Here is a 15,851-nt window from a genome sequence, read left to right on the forward strand (position 1 = left end):
CGACTCGAGGCGAGACGCCGATGACGAGGCCCGCTGAGAGGTAGTGGACGCCGCGACCAGGAGGAGCTCATGAGCAACCCCGTCTTCAACAACAGCGCGGTCTTCGGGGATCCGAAGAACCAGCGCGGTGGGGCGGCCACGCAGGCCGGTCCCGCCTACGGGACCCCGCCGCAGCAGGGGAACCCCGCGTACGGCACGCCGCCCGCGGGCCAGTGGGGCCAGTACGGCGCCCAGGCCGCCGACGCGGCGACGCTGAACCAGATGTACGACGCGCCCTCGGCCACGACGGCGGACACGAAGCGGCTCACCTACGACGACGTCATCATGAAGACGGGCGGCCTGCTCGCCCTGCTCGTGGTCGTCGCGGCCGGGTCCTGGTACCTCACGCCGCAGATGCCTGCGCTGTGGATCGGTGGCGCGGTCGTCGGCCTCGTGCTCGGTCTGGTCAACGCGTTCAAGCGCAACCCGAGCCCGCTGCTCATCACCCTCTACACGGTCGCGCAGGGCGCGTTCCTGGGCGGGATCAGCCGGTTCTACGAGGCGCAGTGGAGCGGTGTCGTGCCGTCCGCCGTCGTGGCGACGATCGCGACGTTCGCGGCCGCGCTCTTCCTCTTCAAGTCCGGCAAGGTCCGCGTCACGCCGAAGTTCACGCGCTGGCTGCTCATCGCGATGGTCGGGTACCTCGCGTTCTCGCTCGTCAACGTCGTGCTCCTCATGTTCGGCGCGCTCGACGGCTGGGGCCTGCGCGGCGGTGCGCTCGGCATCGTCGTGAGCCTCGTCGCGGTCGGCCTCGCGGCGGCATCGCTCATCGTCGACTTCGACTCGATCAAGCGCGGCGTCGAGGGCGGTGTCCCCGCCAAGTTCGCGTGGTCGGCGGCGTTCGGCCTGCTCGTCACGCTGATCTGGCTCTACCTCGAGTTCCTGCGCCTCTTCGCGATCCTGCAGAGCAGCGACTGACGGTGGCGCGCAGCACCCGTGAACCGGCACCCGCGGCGGACCTCCCGCCGCGGGTGCCGGTCTTTGCCGCCGGTCTCGTCGTCGCCGCGGCGGCGATGCTCGCCGTCCAGGTCCTCTACATGGTCGTCTCGGGCGCGCCGCCCGCGTGGCTCGCGTTCGCGGCGCTCCTCATCCTCATCAGCGTGCCGACGGCGGGGTCCGCGGTGGCGTGGCTCGGCACCCGGATCACGCGTGACGCGTCCGAGCGCCGCGCCGCGCTGGTCTTCGCCGCGCTCGGTCTCGTCGCCGGCGCGGTCTGGGGGTCGCTGCTCGCCGGCGGCCTCGCGGCACAGCTCGCCGACGCGGGCGCGAGCGGCGGGGGAGCGCTCATCGCGGGCGCGGCCGCCGTCGTCGGAGTGACCGCGGCGATCGGTGCCGGCCTGGGCCGCCTCGCCGCGCGCGAGGCGTCCGACCGGCCGCTCCTCGTCGTCGTGCTCGGCGTCGTCGTGGTCCTCGTCGCCCTCCGGGGCCTCTTCGGCTGACGACCCCGCCATCACGTGAGTGCATGGAATAGTCGCGGTCGAACCGTTTCGACCGCGACTATTCCATGCACTCAGCGGGCGGGGTCAGGCGGGGAGGCGGCCCGTGGTCGAGGCGAAGCCGAGCCAGGTGTGGCGGTTGCCCGCCCAGCACCAGCCGACCTTCGGGGCGCCGCGACGCTCGCGGCCGTCGCGACCCGTGCCGTTCGAGATCCACAGCGCCGGGGTGCGGGCGTCGAGACGGCCATCGGGCTTGCGCAGGCGCGACCCGATGGTCATGTAGCAGAGGTTGCGCGTGAGGACGCTCGGGGCCTGGAGCGCCCAGTGGATGCCCTCGTGCAGCAGCAGCGGCGTCCGGCCCCGGGCGGTGAGCTCGGGCAGCGCCTCGTCCGGCGACCAGTTCGCCAGGTCGTCGCCGCGGTCCGGCTCGGCGACAGCGTAGAGGGGGCCGTCGGGGACCTCGACGCCCTCGATCGGCGCGAACCGGTCGACGTCCGTCATGTCGACGACGACGAAGCCCTCCTTCTCGCCGTCGCGCGCCGGGAGCCGCAGCAGGGGAGCCAGGGCCGACGGCGGCGCGAGCCGGGGGTCGACGACGAGCAGCGACCCGGCGGGTGCGGTGGCGGCGAGCCCGGTCGCGGCGGCACGGAACGCGTCGGGCGCCAGGCCGGCGAGCTCGTGGACGCCGAGCGCGACGAGGCGCTCGGCCTGGGCGGCGAGGCCGGGCAGGTCGGGGAGGGGCGTCGCGGGGGCGGTCGGGCGCGGGGCGGCGGTGGTCGTCTCGGGCACTGGTCACCTCTCGGTCGGGGCAGTCGGAGGGCTCAACGCTGTACACCGTACGGAAATTCCCTCCGTCGTGGCGCTGAGGGGTCGAACGACACACGCGCGCCGCGCGGATCGGGGATGATCGAGGCATGAGATACGCAGAGCACGTCTCGGAGCTCGTCGGCGGTACCCCGCTCGTCCGGCTGTCCCGTGTCACCGAAGGCCTCAGCGCGACGATCCTCGCCAAGGTCGAGTACGTGAACCCCGGCGGCTCGGTCAAGGACCGCATCGCGCTGAAGATGGTCGAGGCCGCAGAGGCGTCGGGAGAGCTGGCGCCGGGCGGCACGATCGTCGAGCCCACGTCCGGCAACACCGGCGTCGGCCTCGCGCTCGTCGCGCAGCGCAAGGGGTACGACTGCGTGTTCGTCTGCCCGGACAAGGTGAGCCAGGACAAGCGGGACGTGCTGCGCGCGTACGGCGCGCGCGTCGTCGTGACGCCGACCGCCGTCGCGCCGGACCACCCGGACTCCTACTACTCCGTGTCGGACCGCCTCGTCCGCGAGATCCCGGGAGCGTGGAAGCCGAACCAGTACGCGAACCCCAACGGTCCGGCGTCGCACTACGAGTCCACCGGGCCGGAGGTGTGGGCGGACACGGACGGCCGCGTGACCCACTTCGTCGCGGGCGTCGGCACGGGTGGCACGATCACCGGCACCGGGCGCTACCTCAAGGACGTCTCGGCGGACCGCGCGGAGGCCGAGGGCGGCCGCGTGCGCGTCGTCGGCGCCGACCCGGCGGGCTCGGTGTACTCCGGGGGCGACGGGCGCCCGTACCTCGTCGAGGGCGTGGGGGAGGACTTCTGGCCGGCCGCCTACGACCCGTCGGTCCCCGACGAGGTCATCCCCGTGACGGACGCGGACTCGTTCGCGATGACGCGGCGCCTCGCGCGCGAGGAGGGCCTGCTCGTCGGCGGGTCGTGCGGCATGGCGGTCGAGGCGACGCTGCGGCTCGCGCGCCGGCTCGAGGAGGAGGACCCGGAGGCCGCGGCCCGGGCCGTGATCGTGGTCCTGCTGCCCGACAGCGGGCGCGGCTACCTGTCGAAGATCTTCAACGACGCCTGGATGCGGTCGTACGGGTTCCTGCCCGACGAGGAGGGCGTGACCGCGGGCGACGTGCTGCGCGCCAAGGACGGGCGCCTGCCCGACCTCGTGCACACGCACCCGAGCGAGACCGTGCGCGACGCGATCGAGATCCTGCGCGAGTACGGCGTCTCCCAGATGCCGGTCGTGGGCGCCGAGCCGCCGGTAAAGAGCGGAGAGGTCGCGGGGTCGGTGAGCGAGCGCGAGCTGCTCGACGCCGTGTTCTCCGGCCGCGCCTCCCTCGCCGACCGCGTGGACCAGCACATGGAGCCCCGGTTCCCGCTCATCGGCGCGGGCGAGGGCGTCGAGGCCGTGCGGGCCGCGCTGCACGACGCCGACGCGCTGCTCGTCGTCGAGGACGGCGACCCGGTGGGCGTCCTCACCCGCCACGACCTCCTCGGCTTCGTCGCCGCCCACTGACGCCTCCGCATCCCGCCGAGCACGACATGGGGGTCGGTATCCGACGGATACCGACCCCCATGTCGTGCTCGGCAGCGATCAGGATCGTGGTGGGCGGAGAGCCACAAGGGCGAGGAGCACGCAGCCGGTGCCGAGGAGGACGCCGTGCGCGACCCGCAGGCCCGGACCGCCCCAGAACTGCGGCAGCAGCAGGACGAGGCCGAGGGCGAACGGCAGGGTGGACCACCAGCGCGCGACGCGCCGGAGCGCGACGGCGGTCAGCAGGCCGCCCGCCGCGAGGAGGATCAGGCCCGCCCCGAAGAGCGTGACCGCGAGCGGTCCCGTGCGCAGGTCCGTCACGACGTCGAGGAACCCGGTCGTGGCGGTGTCGCTCGCGGGGGCCGCGGCGCGCGCGACCGCCTGGATCCCGAACATCTCCGCGCCGAAGAAGAGCGCGGCGAGGAATCCTCCCGCCCACACCAACCAGGTCGCCGACGCGAGCAGGTCGGTCGTGCGGCGTGGGGCCCGGGCGACGAGCGTCGACCGCAGTCCCAGGAGCGCCGGCGCGAGCAGGCCGATCGCGAGGATGCCGCAGAGGTGCGCGACGACCCACCGGTCGGACGCGAACGCGACCGCGAGCTCGGCGGTCGGGCGCGCCTCGTCCGGCCAGGGCCGCAGCACGGGGAAGAGGACGAAGCCCGCACCCGCCGCGACGAGCGCGGCGGCGGTCAGGCGTCGGGTCGGGGTCGACGACGTGGTCGTGGCAGGCGCTGCGGTGGTGGTCGAGCTCATGGGAGCCTCCGGAGGGTTCGCGGGAACGGGTGGGTGTCCGCCCGGTCCGACGTGCGGTGCAGGACGGGCGCGTGGTCAGGAGCCACCGGTGAGCGCCGTGAGACCGGCGAGCATCGAGCGGACGTGGACCTCGAAGCTCTGGTCGAGGTCGTCCGGGAGCCGGAAGCCCCCGCCGAGCTCGAGGGCGACGAAGCCGTGCAGGCTCGCGCGCACGGACCGGATCGCGTCGATCGTCCGGTCCTCGGGGAGGTCGAAGCCACGCAGCACGGCCGCGACGACCTGGACGCTGCGCCCTGCCGCCGCGGAGAGCGCTGCGTCGGCGGGGTCGTCGGGGTCGGGCGCCACCTGGACGGCCGCGTACCGCCCGGGGTGTGCGCGCGCGTAGCGCCGGGTCGCGTGCGCGAGGGCGGCGACGGCGTCGGGACCGGCGAGGCCGACCGTCGCGTCGGTGAGCGCGCGCGTGTAGTCCTCGACCGACACGACCGCGACCTCGCGCCGCAGGGCCGCGAGCGACCCGACGTGCTTGTAGAGGCTGGGCGTCGCGACGCCCGCCTGCGCGGCGACCTTCGCGAGCGCGAGGTCGGCGAACCCGGTCGGGCCGCCCGCGTCGACCAGGTCGACGGCGATCCGCACCACGGCGGCCTGCGAGAGCCCGGCCCTAGCCACGGGTGCCCTCCGATCCCTCGCCGCGCGCACCGGCGGGGTGCGCGTCACCGTCGGGCAGTCCCGCGAGGAACGCGAGCGTCGCGGCCACGACCTCCTCGGGCGCCTGGAGCTGGGGGTAGTGGCCGACCTCCGGGAGCACGAGCGTCGTCGCACCCAGCGACTCCGCGGCCCACGCGGCCTCGGCGGCGGGGTCGACGTAGTCGGGGTCGAGCGCCCCGAAGACCGCGAGCGCGGGCGCCTGGACCTGCGCGACGCGTGGCTCGACGACGCGGTGGTCGAGCTGCAGGGTCAGGTCCCGGAAGGAGCGCAGGCGACCCGGCTCGGAGAGGTTGGCGCGGATCGCGGCCTGGTGCTCCGCGAGGCGCGCGGGCTGGCGGCCCTTGTTCAGCGACCCGTAGAACGACGCCCAGAACGCGGCCCCCCACGGGCGGGCGAGCGCGAGGCGGTAGAGCACGCGCATCGCGCGGAGCTTCGCAGGTGACGACGGCTCGCGCAGGAACCCGTCGAGGAGCACGAGCCCGCGCACGAGCTCGGGCCGCTCGGCGGCGGCGATCACGGCGGCCGATGCTGCCATCGAGCTCCCGAGCAGGATCGCGGGCCCGGCGTCGAGGTGCTCGACGAGCGCGACGTAGTCGGACGCGGTCGCCTCGTCGCCGTGGGTCGAGAACGTCGTGTCGCTGTCTCCGTGGCCGCGCAGGTCCGCGACGACCACGCGGTACCCCGCTGCCACGAGGTGGGGGGTCACGTCGTCGTAGGTGGCGCGCAGGTCGCCCATGCCGGGCGAGGCGACGACGAGGGGGCCGGTGCCCTCGTCGGTGTAGGCGAGGCGCCCCTCGGCCCGGGCGAGGTGGTGCACGGTGGGCTGCTGGCTCGTGTTCATAGCCATGAGGCTAATGCTATTAGCCAGATTGCGCAAGAGGTCGTGGGCGGCCGCTCCGGCCGCGCCCGGACGACCCGCGTAGGGTAGGGAGACCCGCGCCCGCGCGGGCTTCCTGCACCCGACGAGAGGCACCCTCGTGACCGATCAGCCCACCCTTCCCGCCGCCTCGGGATCCTTCGGCGACAAGCCGACGCTCACCTTCCCGGAGACGGGCGCACCCAGCGGTCTGCAGGTCGTCGTGCTCAGCGAGGGCGACGGCCCGGCCGTCACGTCGGGGCGCAACATCGTCGTGCACTACCTCGGCCAGACGTGGGGCGGGCACGTGTTCGACAACTCGTACGACCGCGGCGACACGATCGCGTTCCCGATCGGCGTCGGCGCCGTGATCGGCGGTTGGGACAAGGGCCTCGTCGGCCAGAACGTCGGCTCGCGCGTGCTGCTCTCGATCCCGCCGGAGCACGGCTACGGCCAGCGCGGCGTGCCGCAGGCCGGCATCGCGGGCACGGACACGCTCGTCTTCGTGGTGGACGTCGTCGACGTCCAGTGACACCTCCCCGCTGAGTGCTGGGTATCTGTCGTCGCGGAGCCGTCGTGACGACGAACACCCAGCACTCAGCGGCGTGCGGAGCGGGTCACGGTGAAGCGGGGGGTACGGGCGACCTGGGTGGTCGGGCCGACCGCGCGCTCCAGCGCCGGGCGGTAGCGCAGGTGCGAGTTCCACACGCACCACAGCTCCCCGCCCGGGCGCAGGACACGCCCCGCCGTCGCGAACATGCGGTGCGCCGTGTCCGTGCGCAGCGCGGCGCCGTCGTGGAACGGCGGGTTGAGCAGCACGACGTCGGCGCTCTCGTCGGCGAGCGTCGCGCCCGCGTCGTCGCGCACCGTGCGCACCCGGTCGCCGACCCCGTTCTCCCGCGCCGTGAGCGCGGCCGACCGCACCGCCGCGTCGGAGCGGTCCGCCGCGACCACCCGCGCGTCCGGCCAGCGCCGGGCCGCCCACGCCGCCAGCAGCCCCGTCCCGCAGCCGAGGTCGACGACGTCGCGCGGCCCCGCGACCGTGACCTCGGACGCCGACGCGCCCGCGGGCCCGCCCGCGGAGCCGAGCTGCTCGAGCAGGAGCCGCGTGCCGAGGTCGAGGCCCGCCCCGGCGAACGCGGCCCCGAACGCCGCGACCCGCAGCCCGACGTCGGGCAGGTCGGTCGTCACGGGATAGGTGAGCGGGCCGCGCGCAGATCGGGGCGACGACGCGACGAGCACGCGCGACTTCCCGCGCGCGAGGCTCGCGCGCACGTCCTCGAACGACTCGGCGAGGACGTCGTTCATGGTGTGCGTCATGTGCTTCACGCGCCCGCCCGCGAGGAGCACGACGTCGGGCGCCGCCTCGCGCGCCACGTGCTCCGCGACGTCGCGCAGGGGCGCGAGACCGCGGGGGAGGCGCAGCAGGACGACGCGCGCGCCGGCCAGGAGCCCGGGCCCGAGAGCGTGGTGCTCGAACGCCCCGCCGAGCCCCAGGGCCGCCGTGTTCGCGTCGAGCGCGGACTCCGCGGTGCACGCGTCCTGGTGGACGCGCACCGCCGCGGTCGTCCCGCTGCCCGACGCCGGTCCGTCGCCGGGCGTCGCGGGGGAGGTCATCAGGGCGGTGCCGAGCGTGAGAGCCCCGTACCGGTCGTCGACGACGGCCACGTCCCCTGGGCGCGCGTCCGCGAGCCACGGCGCCGCCTCGTCGAGCAGGAGCCGGTCCGCCGCGTCGACCGCCACCGGGGCGTCCTCGCGGTCCGGGCCGGTGTCGTCGGTCCGCAGGCGGGCCAGCAGCGCGGCGAGGTCGGGGTGCGAGGTCGTCACGGTCCTAGTGTCCCCGACGGCACGCCGCTCCCCGTCGCTCGCGCCTGCGCCGACGCTCCGCCCGGACCTCACCCGGCGTCGCCGCGCCGTGCGCCGCCGCGAGCGCTAGTGTGCGGTTCCCGGACAGCGAGGAGGCACCCGTGGACGTCCCGCGAACCCTGGCCGAGTCCCGCGCGGCGGGGCGCGCCCTGCGCGACCGGGTGCCGCGCCGCACCCAGGGGGCGCTGCTGCTCCCCGAGCGCGACCCGGTCGCCGTCATCGAGGAGCAGAACCGCGACCGGCTCCAGGAGCTCGTCCCGCTGCGGGTCGGCCGGATGCTCGAGTCGCCGTTCGCGTTCTACCGCGGCACGGCCGCGACCATGGCCCACGACCTGCGCGACGGCCCGCAGACCGGGGTGCACGTCGTGGCGTGCGGGGACGCGCACGTCTCGAACTTCGGCCTGTTCGCGTCGCCGGAGCGGCGGCTGGTGTTCGACCTCAACGACTTCGACGAGGCGAGCGACGCGCCGTGGGAGTGGGACGTCAAGCGGCTCGCGGCGAGCATGTACGTCGGCGGCCGGGACAAGGGGATGTCGGAGGCCGAGTGCGGCGAGGCCGCGAGGGAGGCGGTGCGCGGGTACCGGGAGGCGCTGGCCGACCTGTTCGCGCGCAGCGCCCTCGAGCGGTTCGCGTACCAGGTCGAGACCGACGCGATCGAGCCTCTGCTGCGCAAGGAGGGGCGCGACGAGCTGCGCCGGACGGTGAAGAAGGCGCGCAAGCGCACCTCGGAGCAGGTGGTGCAGAAGATCACGACGCGCACCACCGACGGCCGCCCGCGGATCGTCGACCAGCCGCCCGTGACCCAGCACGTCGACCGCGTGTCGGTCGAGGAGCTGACGGTGCTCTTCCAGCAGTACCGCGAGCCCTTGCGGGCGGACGTCCGACTCCTGCTCGGCCAGTTCGAGCTCGTCGACTTCGTGCTGCGCGTCGTCGGGGTCGGCAGCGTCGGGACCCGCTGCTACATCCTGCTGTTCGAGGGACCCGAGGGCGAGCCGCTCGTCCTCCAGGCCAAGGAGGCAGGGACGTCGGTCCTCTCGCGGTACGGCGGGATGCCCGACGCGCTGCCGTCCGGGCTCGTGCCCGCCGGGGCGCTCCCGGCGCAGGGCCGACGTGTCGTGACGTCCCAGCGCATCCTCCAGGCCCACTCGGACCCGTTCCTGGGCTGGATCACCATCGAGGCGCCGGAACGCACGGGTCGCCCGCGCGTGGACTACTTCTTCCGGCAGTTCCGCGACATGAAGGGTTCGGTGGAGCTCGACCGGCTCGGCGCGGCGCAGTTCGTGCGGTACGGCGAGCTCTGCGGGCGCGTGCTCGCCCGGGCGCACAGCCAGTCGCCCGGTGCGCGGGTCGCCCACGGCTACCTCGGGCGCTCCGACACCTTCGACCAGGCCATCGCGCGCTGGTCGCGTGCCTACGCGGACGTCGTCGAGGGTGACTTCGCCACGCTCGAGGCCGCCGTCGCGAGCGGTCGGGTCCCGGCCGAGCGCGGGACGTGAGCCGAGGCCGGGCCTGCGTGCCCGCTCGCCCGGTCCGGCGCACCGACCACCGACCGTAGGCTGGGCGCCATGTCGCACGACGCCGGGTCCACGAACCCCGAGGCAGCCGATCCCGCCGAGGTGTCGACCGTCGTCCCACGCGGGACGGCACGCGTGGCGATCGAGTACTGCACGCAATGCCGGTGGCTCCTGCGCGCGGCGTGGGTCGCCCAGGAGCTCCTGCAGACGTTCCGCACGCGCCTCGGCGAGGTCGCCCTGGTGCCGGGGACGGACGGGGTCTTTCGCGTCACGCTCGACGCGGGCGACGGGCCGGTGCTGCTGTGGGACCGCAAGACCGACGGGGGCTTCCCCGAGATCCCGGACCTCAAGCGGCGCGTGCGCGACGCGGTCGCCCCGGACCTCGCGCTCGGGCACACCGACCGGGCCGCCGCGCGGTCCGCCGGAGCAGGCGAGGCCGCGCCGGCGGAGTGACGGGCGGGCGCGTCAGGCGCCGGCGGGCGGCTCGATCAGGTCCCACGGCATCCCGTGCAGGTCCTCGAACACCGCGACCGTGCCGTAGGGCTCGTGGCGCGGCTCCTCGCGGAACACCACGCCGTGCGCGAGCATCCGCGCGTGCTGGGTGGTGAAGTCGTCGGTCTCGAGGAACAGCGCGACGTCGCCGCCCGCCTGGCGACCCAGGACGTCGCCCGTCGTGGGGACGAGGACGAGCCCGGTGCCACCGTCGGGCGGGCCGACGACGACCCGCCGCCACGACCCGCCGACCACCTCGTCCTGCCGGACGGCGAAGCCGATCGCGTCGACGAAGAACGTGATCGCCTCGTCGAGGTCACGGACGAGGAAGGTGACGTCGGAGATGCGCAGCATCCCCGCAGGCTAGACCACCCCGGGCTGCGGGTACGGAGGGTGCTCAGCCCTTCTTGGTGCGGGCGGCGGCGAGCCGCTCCTCCTCGGCGCGGACCTTCTTCTGCACCTCGCGCTCGGTCGCGAGCCACGCGGGCGGGTCCTGGCGCAGCGCGTCGATCTCCTCCGTCGTCAGCGGCTCGGTGAGCCCGCCGCGCGTGAGGCCGGAGATGGAGACGCCCAGGCGCCCCGCGACGACGGGTCGCGGGTGGGGGCCGTTGCGGCGCAGGTCGGCGAGCCACTCCGGCGGGTTCTTCTCGAGCTCCTCGAGCTGGGCCCGCGTGATCGTGCCCTCCTGGAACGCCGGCGGCGTGGCGGGCAGGTACACCCCGAGCTTCTTCGCCGCGGTGGCGGGCTTCATGGTCTGCGCGGACTGCTTGGGGGTCATGGGCTCCAGGGTAGTCGGCCGGTCGGGCATCGGCGGCCCGCGTCCCGGCGCCGACGGGAGCGTGTCCGGCGGCGCGCCTAGGCTGGTCGGGTGGACGACGACGCGGGCACGGCCCCCGAGGTGACGAACGGCGAGACCTCCGACGACGGCGCTGCGGTGCGGCGGTTCCGGCTCGCGTACGTGCCGGGCGCGACGCCGGCGAAGTGGGTGCGCACGTGGCGCGAGCGGCTTGCCGACGTGCCGCTCGACCTCGTCGCCGTCGAGGCGGGCGACGCCGAGCGGGCGCTGCGCGACGAGGAGGCCGACGCCGCGATCCTGCGCCTGCCCGTCGACCGCGACGTGCTCAGCGCCATCCGGCTCTACGAGGAGACGCCCGTCGTGCTCGTCTCGCGCGACCACCTGCTCGCGGCGCTCGAGCCCGAGGAGCCGGTCGCGCTCGCGGACCTCGACGACGACGTGCTGCTGCGACCCCTCGACGACGTCGTGCCCTGGGCGGGAGCGCCGGGCGCCGCGGACGACGCCCCGGAGCCCCCGGGCAGGCCCGCGGTCGAGCGTCCCGCGACGACGGCCGACGCCGTCGTGCTGGTCGCGGCGAACGTCGGGGTGGCGGTCGTGCCGCAGTCGCTCGCGCGCCTGCACCACCGCAAGGACGTGACGTACCGACGCCTCGACGACGCGCCGACCGCCCCCGTCGCGCTGGCTTGGGTCGCGGACCGCGACGACGAGCTGGTCGAGGAGATGGTCGGGATCGTGCGGGGTCGCACCGTCAACAGCTCGCGGGGCCGTCGTGCCGTGGCCGTGCCCGAGGAGCCCGCGACGCCCCGGGCGCAGGGTGGCCGCGGCGGACCCGCGAACCAGGGCTCGCGCGGTGGCTCCGGCGCCCGGGGTGGCTCGGGCGGCGGGCGTGCCGGTGCCGGGAAGCAGGGGCGCGGTGGCCCCTCGAAGGGACGCGGCTCGCGCGGGAAGGGCGGGAAGCGGCGGTGACCGCCCGGCCCGAGGCCCGTGCGGCGTCGGACCCGTTGCCGCCGGGCTCCCGTGCCGGAGACCGGCTCGAGCTCGTGCTGATCGACACCGTGCCCGCCGCCGATCGCGACGACCTCCTGGCGGCAGCCCGCGCGCTGCGGCTCGGTCCCGGGCAGGACGCGTTCGTCCCGCCGGCCGCCGACGTCGTGGACGCGGCCCTGGTGGACCCCGACCGGCACCTCCTGGTCGCGCGTGCCGCCGGGGGCGCCGTCGTCGCGCTCGGGGTGCTGCACCCGGGCGGCGCGCCCGACGAGGTGGTGGCGCTGCTCGGTGGCACCGCCCCGGCGGACGTGGTGCTCTTCCGTGGGTTCCTCGTCGACGTCGCCGCGCAGGGCGCGGGGGTCGGCTCGCGCGTGACGGCCCTGCTCCCCGGCGCGGTCGCGGACCTGGCGCGCGTGCGCCGTCGGGCCACCCCGTACGCCGTCCTGGTCCTCACGGTCAACGACCGCAACGCGGCGGGACGGCGCGCCTACGCCCGTGCCGGTCTGACCGACCGGGGCGCCTACCTCGGGGGGAGCGCAGGCCCGCAGCGCGTCATGGCGCGGTCGCTTCATCGGTATTGACTTATATAAGTGAGAGATGAAGGATAGGTCCCATGGAAGCGTTCGACGTCCTCGGGGACCCGGTGCGGCGACGGATCCTCGAGCACCTCGCCCGGGGCGAGCGACCGGCGGGGGAGCTCGCCGCGCTCGTGGGCGAGGAGTTCGGGATCAGCCAGCCGGCCGTGTCCCAGCACCTCAAGGTGCTCCGGACGAGCGGCTTCGCGACCGTGCGTCCCGAGGGGACCCGGCGCCTCTACGCGCTGGACCCCGCGGCGCTCGACGAGGTCGAGGACTGGGCCGCGAGCCTGCGCGGGTTCTGGGAGCAGCGGCTCGACGCGCTCGGCACCGAGCTCGCTCGCGGTGCCCGTGAGCGGCGCCGCGCCGCGGCCGCCGCAGAGGACGCCGGACGTCCGACCGACACCACCAGGAGGACAGCATGAAGGACTTCATCGCCGAGCTCGAGGCCGCGCGACGCGCCGTCGGGACGGGGGTGCTCCCCGCGGGCGAGGCCCGCGTCCTCACGATCGAGCGGACCTACCCCGCCGACGTCGAGGACGTGTGGGACGCCGTCACCGACCCCGCGCGCATCCCGCGCTGGTTCCTGCCCGTCACGGGCGACCTCCGCGTCGGCGGCACGTACCAGGTCGAGGGGAACGCGGGTGGCGAGATCCGCGCGTGCGACGCGCCGACCCTTCTCCGGCTCACCTGGGTCATGGGACCGCCGACGCCGGAGGACTCGTCGGTCGTCGAGGTCCGCCTCGTGCCCGCGCCCGACGGCGGCACGACCCTCACGCTCGAGCACACCGCGGTCGTGCCGCCCGAGATGTGGGACGTGTACGGCCCGGGGGCCGTCGGCGTCGGCTGGGACGGCGCGCTGCTGGGTCTCGCGCTGCACCTCGACGGTGCCGGACCGCTCGACCCCGAGGAGGTCCTCGCGAGCCCCGAGCTGCGGGCGTTCAACGTCGCCAGCAGCGAGGCGTGGGGAGCGGCGCTCGCGGCCGCGGACGGGCTGGGCGCGGACGAGGTCGCCGCGCGCGTCGCCGCCACGACGGCGTTCTACGTCCCCGCGGACGACGCCGCCGAGCCGAGCTGACCGGGGTCGTGCGGGCGCGAGGCCGGACCGTGCCTCGCGCCCGCGGGGCCGTGCCCCGACGTCGTCGCGCGGGTGTCCGGCCACGGGGGGAGGCCCGGCGGCGGACATCCCCCGGGGGGCGGATGTTCACCCGCCGTTCACCCGGCTTACCCTCGTGCGATGACTCCGCCCGATTCGTCCCGTCCCTCGACCCTGCTCGACCGCCCCGACGCACCCCTCGGCACCCTGTCCGACACGGTGCCCGACACGGTGACCGACGCGGCGTCACGCCCGCTGCCGGAGCCGCTCGCGGACGCGTCGTCCCGGGCCGCGGGCCAGGTCCTCGTCGCGGTGTCGTGGCTGGTCGGGGCGGCGCTGGTCGTGCTGGCCGCGCGGCTCCTGCGGGGACCGAGCGAGGCGCTCTACCTCGCGATCACCGCGCGCACCGCGGACCTCCCGGGTGCCGAGCTCGTCGCCGAGGGCGGGGTGCTCGTGCTCCTCGGGCTGTGCGCCCTCGTCGCGTGGCGGTCGCGTCGTGCGGGCGCGTCCGCCGTCGCGACGACGCTCGTCGCCGGGGTGGGCGCCGTCGCCGCCTACGCGGCGAGCGAGGCCGTGAAGTCCCTCGTGCGCCAGCCCCGGGGGTGCTGGGAGCTCGTCGAGGTCGCGCACTGCCCGCCCGCGGGCGACTGGTCGTTCCCCAGCAACCACACCGCCATCGCGTTCGCCCTCGCCACGGCGGTCGTCCTCGCCGGCGCCCCCGCCGTCCGCGTCCCCGGGTCCGTGCCCGCACGGCACGCGTACCGGTCGCCGGTGCGCGACGTCGCGGTGTGGGTCGTGCTGCCCGTGGCGCTCGCGGTCGCGGTCGCCTCCGCGCGGGTCGCCCAGGGCGTGCACTTCCCGCACGACGTCGTCGCGGGCGCGGCCGTCGGGGTCGCGTTCGTCGTGGCGGCGGTGACGGTCCTCGCCGGTCCGGCGACGGTCGCGGTCACCGCCGCGTGCCGTGTCGACGGCGTGCGCCGGGTCCTGCTCGCCCGGCCGTCCTGACGGAGGTTCAGCGGCTGCGCCGTACGCGCACCGTCCCCACGACCCCCAGCACCAGCGCGGCGACGAGCAGCACCGTACCGAGCGCCGCCTGCCCCAGGTCGAGCGACGGCCCGACGGCGAACGTGCCGTCCGTCGTCGTGCCCTCCGACCAGCACGCGAGGCTCACGGTGCCCGCGTCGCTCGCGAACGAGGACTGCGCACGCCAGTGCCGGGGTACACGGAGGTCCTGCTGCGACATCGAGACGCGGAGCCCGACGTCGTCGCCGTCGGGTCCGGTGCCCTCGCACCGGACCTCGCTCCAGGCGGCAGCCGTGTCGGCGTAGACCGTGTGGTTGCCCGCGGCGACCTCGACGTCCGCCGTCCCGCCGAGCGGGGTCGTGCCCTGGACCTGGAGTCCCGGGAGCACCCACAGCCACAGCACGCCGAGCAGGCACGCGCCCGCGAGCAGCAGGGGGACGAGGCCGGGGCGCGGGCGGTCGCGTCGTGCGGTCATGCGGGCACCGTACCGGCGAGGGCCCCGGGCGCGGTCAGCGCGGCGCGGTGACGAACACGTCGAACAGCTCGGGGTGGTGGGCGTGCACGAGCACGGCGAACACCACGACGTCGAACAGCAGGTGCACCGCGACGACGTACGTGAGCGACTTGCTCCACGAGAAGATCCAGCCCTGGACCAGGGCGAACGGGATCGTGAGGAGCGGACCCCACTCGCGGTACCCGAGCTCCCACAGGAACGACACGAAGACCGCCGCCTGGAGCAGGTTCGCCGTCCACAGGCCGAAGTGCTCGCGGTACAGCGCGAACACGACGCACACGAAGAACAGCTCGTCCCAGATCCCCACCGCGTTGACCCCGACGAACAGGCGCGCGATCTCCTGCCCGCCCGTGATCTCGGGCCAGTTGAGGTAGGCGCCCGACCCGATGAAGTAGAACGGCAGGATCAGGTACCCGGCTGCGACGACCACGACGAGGTAGACGATCATCCCTCGGGTCCAGCGCCGACCGGTCGCGACGGGGAAGCGGATCACGTGCTCGTGGAACACGAACCGCGAGAGCGCCCACGGCACGAGCACCGCGAGAGACAGCACGACGGCGAAGCGCGCGATCCCGGCGTCCGACAGGTCCGCCTCGAGCGAGATCGTCGAGATGATCGCCATACCCGTGCCGACGAGCGCGAGGTCGCGGCCCAGGCGGCGGTCAACGGCGAGCCCCAGCACGACCCCGAGCACGAGCGGCACGTAGCCCAGCGGGCGCACGTGCACCGCGAACAGCAGCACCGCGGAGCCGGAGACCAGCACCGCGGCGAGCAGCCGCAGCGGTGAGCCGACGGCCCAGGGCGGGCGTGCGGCGTCGGGCAGGGGGGCGAGGGCCGGTGACGTCACCCGCACACGG

General features: G+C 75.2%; 20 protein-coding genes. 11 read left to right on the forward strand and 9 right to left on the reverse strand.

What is annotated here, in order from left to right; all coding sequences use genetic code 11:
* Positions 1–69 precede the first annotated feature (69 nt).
* Both FIC82_RS07220 and FIC82_RS07225 read left to right on the forward strand, forming a co-directional pair.
* Positions 70–957, forward strand: coding sequence for a Bax inhibitor-1/YccA family protein (locus FIC82_RS07220; RefSeq protein ID WP_154798095.1), 888 nt, complete (start codon positions 70–72; stop codon positions 955–957).
* Positions 958–959: 2 nt separating this feature from the next.
* The gene (locus FIC82_RS07225; RefSeq protein ID WP_154798096.1) at positions 960–1,478 is read left to right on the forward strand and encodes a hypothetical protein; all 519 of its coding nucleotides are present in this window, start codon (positions 960–962) and stop codon (positions 1,476–1,478) included.
* A gap of 84 nt (positions 1,479–1,562) precedes the next feature.
* Here FIC82_RS07225 and FIC82_RS07230 read toward each other — a convergent pair whose 3' ends face one another.
* Positions 1,563–2,264 carry a DUF5701 family protein gene (locus tag FIC82_RS07230; protein WP_253691551.1) on the reverse strand — a complete coding sequence of 234 codons (702 nt, stop codon included), beginning with the start codon at positions 2,262–2,264 and terminating at the stop codon, positions 1,563–1,565.
* Positions 2,265–2,389: 125 nt separating this feature from the next.
* On the opposite strand from FIC82_RS07230, the gene FIC82_RS07235 reads away from it, so the two are divergent.
* Entirely contained in the window at positions 2,390–3,799 is a 1,410-nt protein-coding gene (locus FIC82_RS07235; RefSeq protein ID WP_154798097.1) for a cystathionine beta-synthase, read from the forward strand.
* A gap of 78 nt (positions 3,800–3,877) precedes the next feature.
* Here the strand turns inward: FIC82_RS07235 and FIC82_RS07240 are convergent, their stop codons facing one another.
* The 3 genes from FIC82_RS07240 to FIC82_RS07250 all read right to left on the reverse strand — a co-directional run bounded on the left by FIC82_RS07240 (position 3,878) and on the right by FIC82_RS07250 (position 6,116).
* Positions 3,878–4,570, reverse strand: a complete 693-nt coding sequence (locus FIC82_RS07240; protein ID WP_154798098.1) for a hypothetical protein — start codon at positions 4,568–4,570, stop codon at positions 3,878–3,880.
* A gap of 75 nt (positions 4,571–4,645) precedes the next feature.
* On the reverse strand, positions 4,646–5,236 hold the full coding sequence (locus FIC82_RS07245) for a TetR/AcrR family transcriptional regulator (RefSeq protein ID WP_168731588.1): 591 nt from the start codon (positions 5,234–5,236) through the stop codon (positions 4,646–4,648).
* Positions 5,229–6,116: an alpha/beta fold hydrolase gene (locus tag FIC82_RS07250; RefSeq protein ID WP_154798099.1), complete on the reverse strand. Its 888-nt coding sequence runs from the start codon at positions 6,114–6,116 to the stop codon at positions 5,229–5,231. Before FIC82_RS07250 ends, FIC82_RS07245 begins: the two co-directional genes overlap by 8 nt.
* Positions 6,117–6,252: 136 nt before the next feature.
* Between FIC82_RS07250 and FIC82_RS07255 the strand changes: the two genes are divergently transcribed.
* Positions 6,253–6,663 carry an FKBP-type peptidyl-prolyl cis-trans isomerase gene (locus tag FIC82_RS07255; RefSeq protein WP_168731589.1) on the forward strand — a complete coding sequence of 137 codons (411 nt, stop codon included), beginning with the start codon at positions 6,253–6,255 and terminating at the stop codon, positions 6,661–6,663.
* 65 nt (positions 6,664–6,728) lie between these two features.
* On the opposite strand, the gene FIC82_RS07260 is transcribed toward FIC82_RS07255, so the two are convergent.
* The gene (locus FIC82_RS07260) at positions 6,729–7,958 is read right to left on the reverse strand and encodes a class I SAM-dependent methyltransferase (RefSeq protein WP_168731590.1); all 1,230 of its coding nucleotides are present in this window, start codon (positions 7,956–7,958) and stop codon (positions 6,729–6,731) included.
* Between the two features lie 140 nt (positions 7,959–8,098).
* Between FIC82_RS07260 and FIC82_RS07265 the strand changes: the two genes are divergently transcribed.
* Together FIC82_RS07265 and FIC82_RS07270 are read left to right on the forward strand one after the other, a co-directional pair.
* Entirely contained in the window at positions 8,099–9,493 is a 1,395-nt protein-coding gene (locus tag FIC82_RS07265) for a DUF2252 domain-containing protein (RefSeq protein WP_168731591.1), read from the forward strand.
* Positions 9,494–9,562: 69 nt separating this feature from the next.
* On the forward strand, positions 9,563–9,964 hold the full coding sequence (locus FIC82_RS07270) for an Rdx family protein (protein WP_154798101.1): 402 nt from the start codon (positions 9,563–9,565) through the stop codon (positions 9,962–9,964).
* Positions 9,965–9,976: 12 nt separating this feature from the next.
* Here the strand turns inward: FIC82_RS07270 and FIC82_RS07275 are convergent, their stop codons facing one another.
* Positions 9,977–10,357, reverse strand: coding sequence for a VOC family protein (locus tag FIC82_RS07275; RefSeq protein ID WP_154798102.1), 381 nt, complete (start codon positions 10,355–10,357; stop codon positions 9,977–9,979).
* 43 nt (positions 10,358–10,400) lie between these two features.
* Positions 10,401–10,781 carry a DUF5997 family protein gene (locus FIC82_RS07280; protein ID WP_154798103.1) on the reverse strand — a complete coding sequence of 127 codons (381 nt, stop codon included), beginning with the start codon at positions 10,779–10,781 and terminating at the stop codon, positions 10,401–10,403.
* Between the two features lie 90 nt (positions 10,782–10,871).
* On the opposite strand from FIC82_RS07280, the gene FIC82_RS07285 reads away from it, so the two are divergent.
* The 5 genes from FIC82_RS07285 to FIC82_RS07305 all read left to right on the forward strand — a co-directional run bounded on the left by FIC82_RS07285 (position 10,872) and on the right by FIC82_RS07305 (position 14,462).
* Positions 10,872–11,765, forward strand: a complete 894-nt coding sequence (locus FIC82_RS07285; RefSeq protein ID WP_253691554.1) for a LysR substrate-binding domain-containing protein — start codon at positions 10,872–10,874, stop codon at positions 11,763–11,765.
* Positions 11,762–12,367, forward strand: a complete 606-nt coding sequence (locus tag FIC82_RS07290; protein ID WP_154798104.1) for a GNAT family N-acetyltransferase — start codon at positions 11,762–11,764, stop codon at positions 12,365–12,367. The genes FIC82_RS07285 and FIC82_RS07290 overlap by 4 nt, the downstream gene beginning before the upstream one ends.
* 32 nt (positions 12,368–12,399) lie before the next feature.
* On the forward strand, positions 12,400–12,786 hold the full coding sequence (locus FIC82_RS07295) for an ArsR/SmtB family transcription factor (protein ID WP_154798105.1): 387 nt from the start codon (positions 12,400–12,402) through the stop codon (positions 12,784–12,786).
* Positions 12,783–13,439, forward strand: a complete 657-nt coding sequence (locus FIC82_RS07300) for an SRPBCC family protein (protein WP_154798106.1) — start codon at positions 12,783–12,785, stop codon at positions 13,437–13,439. Before FIC82_RS07295 ends, FIC82_RS07300 begins: the two co-directional genes overlap by 4 nt.
* Positions 13,440–13,598: 159 nt before the next feature.
* The gene (locus tag FIC82_RS07305; RefSeq protein WP_154798107.1) at positions 13,599–14,462 is read left to right on the forward strand and encodes a phosphatase PAP2 family protein; all 864 of its coding nucleotides are present in this window, start codon (positions 13,599–13,601) and stop codon (positions 14,460–14,462) included.
* A gap of 7 nt (positions 14,463–14,469) precedes the next feature.
* Here FIC82_RS07305 and FIC82_RS07310 read toward each other — a convergent pair whose 3' ends face one another.
* Together FIC82_RS07310 and FIC82_RS07315 are read right to left on the reverse strand one after the other, a co-directional pair.
* Positions 14,470–14,955 carry a hypothetical protein gene (locus FIC82_RS07310; RefSeq protein ID WP_154798108.1) on the reverse strand — a complete coding sequence of 162 codons (486 nt, stop codon included), beginning with the start codon at positions 14,953–14,955 and terminating at the stop codon, positions 14,470–14,472.
* 34 nt (positions 14,956–14,989) lie between these two features.
* Entirely contained in the window at positions 14,990–15,841 is an 852-nt protein-coding gene (locus FIC82_RS07315; protein ID WP_253691556.1) for a CPBP family intramembrane glutamic endopeptidase, read from the reverse strand.
* Between the last annotated feature and the right edge of the window lie 10 nt (positions 15,842–15,851).

Origin of the sequence: Cellulosimicrobium protaetiae, from assembly GCF_009708005.2 — a bacterium.
Taxonomy (GTDB): domain Bacteria; phylum Actinomycetota; class Actinomycetes; order Actinomycetales; family Cellulomonadaceae; genus Cellulosimicrobium; species Cellulosimicrobium protaetiae.

What these genes read in the sequence shown, in the direction of transcription:
- FIC82_RS07235 (WP_154798097.1), top strand. Translation starts at nt 2,390, where the DNA reads ATGAGATACGCAGAGCACGTCTCGGAGCTCGTCGGCGGTACCCCGCTC.
- FIC82_RS07305 (WP_154798107.1), top strand. Translation starts at nt 13,599, where the DNA reads ATGACTCCGCCCGATTCGTCCCGTCCCTCGACCCTGCTCGACCGCCCC.
- FIC82_RS07250 (WP_154798099.1), bottom strand. Translation starts at nt 6,116, where the DNA reads ATGAACACGAGCCAGCAGCCCACCGTGCACCACCTCGCCCGGGCCGAG.
- FIC82_RS07300 (WP_154798106.1), top strand. Translation starts at nt 12,783, where the DNA reads ATGAAGGACTTCATCGCCGAGCTCGAGGCCGCGCGACGCGCCGTCGGG.
- FIC82_RS07280 (WP_154798103.1), bottom strand. Translation starts at nt 10,781, where the DNA reads ATGACCCCCAAGCAGTCCGCGCAGACCATGAAGCCCGCCACCGCGGCG.
- FIC82_RS07220 (WP_154798095.1), top strand. Translation starts at nt 70, where the DNA reads ATGAGCAACCCCGTCTTCAACAACAGCGCGGTCTTCGGGGATCCGAAG.
- FIC82_RS07295 (WP_154798105.1), top strand. Translation starts at nt 12,400, where the DNA reads ATGGAAGCGTTCGACGTCCTCGGGGACCCGGTGCGGCGACGGATCCTC.
- FIC82_RS07275 (WP_154798102.1), bottom strand. Translation starts at nt 10,357, where the DNA reads ATGCTGCGCATCTCCGACGTCACCTTCCTCGTCCGTGACCTCGACGAG.
- FIC82_RS07270 (WP_154798101.1), top strand. Translation starts at nt 9,563, where the DNA reads ATGTCGCACGACGCCGGGTCCACGAACCCCGAGGCAGCCGATCCCGCC.
- FIC82_RS07310 (WP_154798108.1), bottom strand. Translation starts at nt 14,955, where the DNA reads ATGACCGCACGACGCGACCGCCCGCGCCCCGGCCTCGTCCCCCTGCTG.
- FIC82_RS07240 (WP_154798098.1), bottom strand. Translation starts at nt 4,570, where the DNA reads ATGAGCTCGACCACCACCGCAGCGCCTGCCACGACCACGTCGTCGACC.